Source organism: Streptomyces scabichelini (assembly GCF_011045015.1).
GTDB lineage: Bacteria > Actinomycetota > Actinomycetes > Streptomycetales > Streptomycetaceae > Streptomyces > Streptomyces scabichelini.
On the sequence record NZ_JAAKZY010000073.1, the window covers coordinates 38,254 to 45,647 of the forward strand.

6 protein-coding genes are annotated in these 7,394 nt (G+C 71.3%); 1 reads left to right on the forward strand and 5 read right to left on the reverse strand.

Translation table 11 applies throughout. The features are described 5' to 3' along the window. Nucleotides 1-12 precede the first annotated feature (12 nt). Nucleotides 13-504, forward strand: a complete 492-nt coding sequence (locus tag G5C60_RS23135) for a carboxymuconolactone decarboxylase family protein (RefSeq protein ID WP_165262348.1) — start codon at nt 13-15, stop codon at nt 502-504. A 196-nt stretch (nt 505-700) separates the two neighbouring features. On the opposite strand, the gene G5C60_RS23140 is transcribed toward G5C60_RS23135, so the two are convergent. The 5 genes from G5C60_RS23140 to pabB form a co-directional block, all read right to left on the reverse strand. Next, complete coding sequence (locus G5C60_RS23140; protein ID WP_165262350.1) at nt 701-1,495, reverse strand: aminotransferase class IV; 795 nt, start codon at nt 1,493-1,495, stop codon at nt 701-703. A gap of 42 nt (nt 1,496-1,537) precedes the next feature. Beyond that, on the reverse strand, nt 1,538-2,716 hold the full coding sequence (locus G5C60_RS23145) for an FAD-dependent oxidoreductase (protein ID WP_165262352.1): 1,179 nt from the start codon (nt 2,714-2,716) through the stop codon (nt 1,538-1,540). Then, entirely contained in the window at nt 2,713-4,293 is a 1,581-nt protein-coding gene (locus G5C60_RS23150) for a class I adenylate-forming enzyme family protein (protein ID WP_165262354.1), read from the reverse strand. The genes G5C60_RS23145 and G5C60_RS23150 overlap by 4 nt, the downstream gene beginning before the upstream one ends. A 62-nt stretch (nt 4,294-4,355) precedes the next feature. Further along, nucleotides 4,356-5,909 carry an AMP-binding protein gene (locus tag G5C60_RS23155; RefSeq protein WP_165262356.1) on the reverse strand — a complete coding sequence of 518 codons (1,554 nt, stop codon included), beginning with the start codon at nt 5,907-5,909 and terminating at the stop codon, nt 4,356-4,358. Beyond that, the coding region (pabB, locus tag G5C60_RS23160; RefSeq protein ID WP_241266999.1) for an aminodeoxychorismate synthase component I at nt 5,906-7,394 on the reverse strand (1,489 nt) is incomplete at its 5' end. The genes G5C60_RS23155 and pabB, both read right to left, overlap by 4 nt.

A 7,394-nucleotide genomic window follows, 5' to 3' on the forward strand; every position in this document is an offset into this window, starting at 1 on the left:
TAGAGTCACCCCATGCCCCACAGCGATTCCATAACCCGTGTGTCCCTCAAGAGAATTACCCCGGACGTTTCCGGAGCGATGGGCGCCCTGCACGGTGCCGCCGTTTCCGCTGCGCGGGACGCCAAGATCGAGCCGGAGCTGCTCGAGCTGCTCAGAATTCGCGCGTCGCAGATCAACGGCTGTGCTTTCTGTCTCGACATGCACACGAAGGACGCCCGCGCCCAGGGCGAGACCGAGCAGCGCATCTACGCGCTGAGCGCCTGGCGGGAGACTCCGTTCTTCACCGATCAGGAGCGTGCCGCACTGGCGTTGACCGAGGCAGTGACCCTGGTGCATGACGGGCAAGTCCCGGACGCGGTGTACGCGGAGGCCGCCGAGGTCTTCGACGAAGCGCAGATCGCGGCACTGATCTGGGCGGCCACCGTCATCAACGCGTACAACCGTATCGCCATCGCGACGCGTATGGCTCCGGGCGCTTATGAGCCCGCACAGAAGACGACCTGAGCCGCGTGAAAAGCTGAATCCGGAAATGAGTCGAGGGCGCCGGGCGGAGAATTCGGCCCGGCGCCTTCAATTCCGGAGACGCCCTCGAGGCGCCGCACTGTGACCTGTGATCTTGTGTGAGCCGCAGAGGCGTCTCTCCGCAGCTCTACGGACATTCCCAGCTCCACGGACAATCAGAGCCCCACAGAAGTCGAATTCAGTCGGTCGGCAGCGGCTCCATGATGTCCTCCAGCCATTTTCTCCATTCCGGTGCCCGCACGGCCGGGCCCGCCTCCATCGGCCGTCCCTCCCAGGCGACCACCGGGCGGATCCCGTGCAGGGCGTTCACCAGCCACACCTCGCGGCCCTCCAACTCCTCCAGGGTCCGCTCACACTGAGCGAGCCGGATGCCGGTGCGTGCGGCCCGTTCCTCGATGAGCCCGAGGGTGACGCCCGGGAGCAGGGGCAGTCGCCGTGGGGCCGAGCAGAGGGTGTCGTCCTCCCACCACACGAGACTTGAACTCGATCCCTCCAGGACGAGGCCCGAGGCTGCGATCAGCACCGCCTCCTCGGCGCCCTGCCCGGCCGCCCGCTGCCGGACCCGGGCCAGGGCGTCCAGGTCGGGGCCCTTGCGGCGGGGCACGGTCCGCGGGTCGGGCTGGCCCGCCGCCCACACCCGCACTTCGGGGGCGAGTTCCGGCGCGTGCCGCAGCAGGAGCCTCAACTGGAGGGATCCTCGGACGAGTTCGACACGCGGGAACCACGTGCCCGTACGGGGCAGAGCCGCGGTCATGTGCCGCCAGAAATCGACGAGTTGTGTGTGCGGTGGGGCGCCGCAGTCGGCGCAGGCGCGCTCGAAGCGCTCGCGGTGCCGGTCGAAGCCGCGCACCAGTCCGTCGCGCAGCAGCCACGAGTCCGCGGCCAGCAGTCGGGTGTCGGCCGCCAGACCACGGGTGAGACCACTGCCCGGGTTCCAGGCCAACAGGCCCTCCGCGATTGCCGGTTGTGTCATAGAGACTCCTCTCATTACCTGCCCTGGTACTTGATGCATGCCCTAATACTTGCGGCCGGCGCTCGCCGGTGAGCCGTGCCGTGGCCCGTAGGGCGCGTGCTCCAGCCAGGCCCCGCACCACGGCACGACGGGTGCCAGTGCCGCCGCCGCTCGCTGCTTGACCCGTACGATCCGCCGCCGGGGCCGCAGATGGTCCAGTGCGCTGCCGGCGGCGGCGCTGTTGAACAGGGCCGCCGCGCGCCGGGCCGCGGCGAAGTGGGCGACCGCTTCCGCCATTCCGGTGGCAACCGCTTCCGCGGCCGCCGCCGCGTCGGCGATTCCGCTGTTCATGCCGCGCGCCCCGAACGGCGGGAAGAGATGCGCCCCCTCGCCGACGAGGAGCACCCGGTGGTGCGGATCGGTGAAGGAGACGGCGACCTTGCGCAGGAAGCGGTACGTCGACACCCACAGGATCCGCTCGGCATACCCCTCCCCCACCACGGCCGGCAGCCAGTCGCGTACGGACTCCTGCGTGCCGTACGCCTCCCGGGGATCGTCGTCGCGGCACTGGAGGTCGAGCTGGAAGCCGCCGGTGAACGGCACGCGCATGACGCTGCGGCCGCCGACGCCGGGGTGCTCGTAGTGGAAGACCCGCTCCAGCGGGAGTTCCGCTCCGGGGATGTCGGCGACGTCGGCCACGACGTGGAAGCCGGCCGCGTGGCTGCCCTCCAGCGCGATGCCCAGTTCGCGCCGTACGGCCGAGCGGGCGCCGTCGGCGGCGATGACGTGGCTGCCGGTCCAGGTGCGGCCGTCGTCGTCGGTCAGGGTGACGCCGGTCGGGCCGGCCCGTACGCCCACCACCTCGGCGCCCCACACGAACTCCACGCCGGCGTCCTTGCAGGCGGCGCGCAGGAAGCGCTCGGTGTCCACCTGGCGCAGGCTGGTGAAGGGCGGTGGTCCCGACGGGGGCGGGAAGGTGCGGGAGTACACCTCGCGGCCCCGGTACAGGGTGCGCTTGGTCTGCCAGGTCCGTCCGTACGCGGTGATCTCGGCGGCCAGGCCCGGGCGCATCCCGTCGAGCAGGTGCAGGGTTTCCCGGTGCACGAACAGGGCGCGGCTGCCCGGCCGTTCGCGGCCCTCGGGGTCGGCTTCCAGGAGGGTGACCGGCAGTCCGTGGGCGCGCAGAGCGAGGGCGGCCGAGAGTCCCACGGGTCCCGCGCCCACCACGACGACGGGGCTCATGTGCGGGTGCTCTCGGTCCGTGCGGCCTCCATCATGCGGGTGATCTCCAGCCGCTTCACCTTCCAGGTGGCGGTCATCGGCAGCTCCTCGAACCGCCACTGCCGCGGCTCGGCCATCGCGGGCAGATCGGCCGTGGCCTCCCGCCAGCGCTCCATGTCCAGGGGCCGTTCACCGCGGACGCACACCACTGGCACGGGCTCGCCGTCGGGGCCCGGCACGATGACGACCTCGCGCAATTCCTCCAGGCGGTCCATCAGGGTGTCCTCGACCTCCAGGTTGCTGTGCACCGAGTCGATCTGGTCGACCTCACGGTCGATCAGGTGGAGGGCGCCCAGGCGGCTCTGGTAGCCCATGTCGCCCATCTGCCACCAGTCGCCGTCGAGTTGGCGCTGGTACTGCTCCCGGGCGCCGAGGTAGGTGAGGATGCGTCCCCTGGTACGGGCCTCGATCGGGCCCGGTGTTCCCGGCTTGGCCCGCCCGCCGGAGCCGTCGGCGACGCGTACGCGGGTGAAGCCGGGTATCCCGGTCCCGACCCTGCGGCCGTCGGCGCGGGCGGCGCTGCGTCGTGTGAACCACTGGAAGGCGACCGGGCCCGTCTCACTCTGCCCGTAGAGCTGGATCAGCCACGGCGAACGGCGCTTCGACGCGTCGAGCAGCCGCCGCACGGTGCGCGGATGGATCGCGTCGAAGGTGGAGCCGTACGAGCGGACCTGGGACAGCGGCGCTCCGGGTGCGTCGGCCAGCTCCTCCCACAGTACGAAGGTGTTGGGGTGGGTCTCGACGATGCCGGGGCGGTGGCGGGCGAGCAGGGGGCCGACCGAGGCGGGTTCCGGGTGGGTGATCAGCACCAGCGGGCTGCCGAAGTGCAGCAGCACACCGAGCAGATGGTAGAAGCGCGAGTGCACGAACGACATGTGCAGCGCCGCGGTCTCGCCGCGCGTGGGCCAGCCCATCGCCTTCTGCGGTACGAGCCGGTTCCACATGGTGTTCGGACAGTGCACGGCGAGCTTGGGAACGCCGGTGGTGCCCGAGCTGTGCGTGATCAGGGAGGGTTCGCGGGGGTGGAGGCGTACGGGCTCGGGCGGCCCGCTGCCGGCGTACTTCTCCAGGGGGACGGCCCCGCGCGCTTCGCCCACGGAGAGCGTCCGCCGTACGAGCGCGGGGAGTTCCACGTGCTTCAGCGGTCCTTCCAGCTTGGCCCTGTCGGTGATCAGCCAGGGCTTGTGGAGGCGTTCGAGGAGCTGTCCGACGACCGGTCCTGCCAGGGCGGGCGAGAGCAGCGCGGGTACCGCGCCGATCCGGGAGGCGGCGCAGGCCAGCAGCACGATGTCGACGTTGTCCGTCTTGTGGATGACCACCTCCTCCGAGGGCCTGACCCCGGCCTCCCACAGCCGGCCGGAGAGTTCGTCGACGAGGTCTGCCAGCACCGGGTAGCTGAGGTGGACCCCGAGGTCGGGGTTGACGTCCAGCGGCCGGTCCAGCGTGACGAAGACCGATCCGTGGTGGTCGGCCGCCTGCCGGAACACCGGGCCCAGATAGAAGCCGCGGTCAGGGAGCAGGGACAGCTGCTGTCGCATGTGCCCAATCCTTTCTGCAGTGGTGGCGGACGCGGCCTGTGCGGAAGCGGTGGCGCTCATGGTCACCACGCGCCCTGGCGGACGAGATGGCGGCGGAGCTTCCCGGTGGAGGTGCGGGGCAGCGTCGGCACGAAGCTGACGCTGCGGGGGACCTTGAAGGCGGCGAGGTGGCCGCGTGCGAGGGCGATGAGTTCGGCTTCGAGGCCCGCCGGTATCGGGGTGACGGGAACGACGAAGGCCCGTAACCGGTTCGCGCCGCGCCGGTCGGTGACGGCGGCCACGACGACCTCCTTCACCGCGTGGTGGGTCCGCAGTACGGCCTCCACCTCCAGCGGGGAGACGGTGATGCCGCCGACCATCTCCATGTCGTCCGCGCGGCCCAGGTGCCGGAAGGTTCCGTCGGGTTCGCGGCGCGCCCGGTCCCGGGTGGCCAGCCAGCCGCCGACCAGGGTGCGCTCGGTCTCCTCGGGCCGGTTCAGGTAACCGGACGTCAACGTCGGTCCGCGTACCCAGAGTTCGCCCGCCGCGCCGTCGGGCACCGGGCGTCCCGAGCTGTCGCGCAGCTCCACCTCGAAGCCGGGTACGGGGCGGCCGACGGTGCCCGGGTGATTGTGCTGGAAGCTGTTGGCGCAGAAGGCGTGCCCGGCCTCGGTGGACCCGATCTGTTCCAGCACGGGTGCGCCGAGCAGTGCGGTGATCTGTTCCCCGAGCCCGGCGGGCATCCCCTCGCCGGCCGACACCGCGGCGCGTACCGAGGCGAAACAGGCGGCGTGCCCGTCCGCCCGGTCGGCCACCAGGGCGGCGTACGCCGACGGCACGGAGTAGAGCAGGGTCACCCGGTGCCGTACGACGAGTTCGTCGATGACGGCGGGGGTCGGGCGCCGGTCCATCAGGACGGCGGAGGAGCCGGAGAAGAGCGGGAAGGCGAAGGTGTTGCCGAAGCCGTAGGCGAAGAACATCTTCGACACCGACAGGGTGACGTCCTCCGGGGTGATCTTCAGCAGCCTTCTACCGATGAGGTCGTGGTATGTCTTCGGGTCGCCGTGGCAGTGCACAACTCCCTTGGGACGGCCGGTGGTTCCGGAGGTGTACTGGATGTACAGCGGGCTGTGCGCGTCGACCGGGTGGGCCTCGGCGGCCGGCTCGGCGGTCCGGGTGAGTGCGACCAGCTGGTCGGCGCCGAGGCGTTCGCGTTCCGCGAACCGGTCGTCGAGGCCCGGTCCGGTCACGCACAGTGCGGCCCCGGTGTCCTCGGCCATGAAGGCGTGCTCGGCGGCGGTGAGTTCGGGATTGACCAGCACCGCGACCGCTCCGAGGCGGGCGGTGGCGAGGAAGGCCGTCACCCAGGCGACGGAGTCGGGCAGCGCGAGCAGCACCCGGTCGCCGGGACGGACGCCGTGATTGGCGAGCACGGTGGCCGCTCGGGCCGCGAGGTCGTGCACCTCTCCGTGGGTCCAGGACCGGTGGCCCTGGTGGAAGGCGGTGCGTGCGGTCCAGTCGCGCCGTTCGGCGAGCGCGGCTAGGTGGGCGGCCAGGTTTCCGGGTGCGCCGGCGTCGGCGAAGGTCCGGGTGGCCTGCAGCGTCGTCAGAGTCGTCGTGGACTGCGGAGTCGTCATCGGGTCGGCTCCTGGGCGGTCGCGGAGACGGCGGTCTTCTCCTGGTGGGCCTGCATCTGTGCCGCGGTCTTCAGCAGCATCTCGTCGTACTCCGCGGCCGGATCGGAGTCGAGGACGATCGCGCCCCCGGCCCCCAGGTACATCAGGCCGTCGGCGAACACGGCGGTGCGGATGACGATGTTCAGGTCCGCGCCGCCGCTGCATCCCAGGTAGCCGAGGGCGCCGGAGTACACGCCGCGGGCCTCGGTCTCCAGGGAGTCGATGATCTCCATGGTGCGCAGCTTCGGCGCGCCGGTCATCGAGCCGCCGGGGAAGCAGGCACGTACGCAGTCCACGGCGTCCGTGCCCTCGCGCAGCCGTCCCTCGACGGTGGAGACGAGCTGGTGCACGGTGGCGTACGTCTCGGTGGCCATGAGGCGCGACACCCGTACCGTGCCGGTCTCGCAGACCCGGCCCAGGTCGTTGCGGAGCAGGTCGACGATCATCAGGTTCTCGGCGCGGGTCTTGTCGTCGGCGGCCAGCGCGTCCCGTAACCGCTCGTCCTCGTCGGGGGTGGCGCCGCGGGGTGCGGTGCCCTTGATGGGCTTGGCCTCGGCGACGCCGTCCCGGGTGATGCGCAGGAAGCGCTCGGGGGACGAGCCGGCCACGTCGAGGTCCCCGAACTTCAGGAAGGCCGCGTAGGGCGCCGGGTTGACGCGCCTGAGCTCCCGGTAGAAGTCGTACGGGTCGTGCGGCGCGGGTAACCGGGCGGCGTTGGTCAGACAGATCTCGTAGCTGGTGCCCGCCCTGAGCTCCCGTTTGCAGGCCTCGATGTCCGCGAGGTAGGTCGCCCGGTCGCGGACGAGCCACGGTTCGGCGGCGCGGGGGTCCGGTTCGGACAGTACGGGCAGGGCCGGCTTGTCGGTGGACACGAAGGTGAGCTGGGCCATCGCGCTGTCGAGCCAGTCGGCGGCCTCGCGGGTGGCCTGCGGGGTGTCCTCGGCCACGCAGACGGCGTAGGTGAAGCCTTCCTCGTGGTCGACCGCGATCAGCCGGTCGGCGAACAGCCAGCAGGCGTCCGGGGTTTCGGCCCGGTGACGGCCCACTGAGCCACAGTCGGCCTTCGACTCGTAGCCGAAGTAGCCGACATAGCCGCCGGTGAAGTCGAAGGGCAGTCCGGTGGCGTCCACATGACGGGTCGCCAGTTGCCGCTTCAGGTAGTCGAAGGCGGTGGAGCGGACCTTGCGCAGGGGCCGCCCGGGCCGCTCGATCTCGCAGAGGCCGGTGTCGACGTCGTAGCGGACGAACTCGGCGAGCGGTCCTGTGCCGTCCCCGAAGAACGAGAAGCGGGCTTGCCCCTGCTCGACGCGGGAGCTGTCCAGCCAGAACGCCCGCGGTGCGTCGGCGCACATGCGGGTGAACGCGGCCTGGGTGTCGACGGCGGTGGCGATGCGGCGGGTGTGCAGCCGGTGGGCGGGACGCGGGGCCCGCCCACCGGCTGCACAC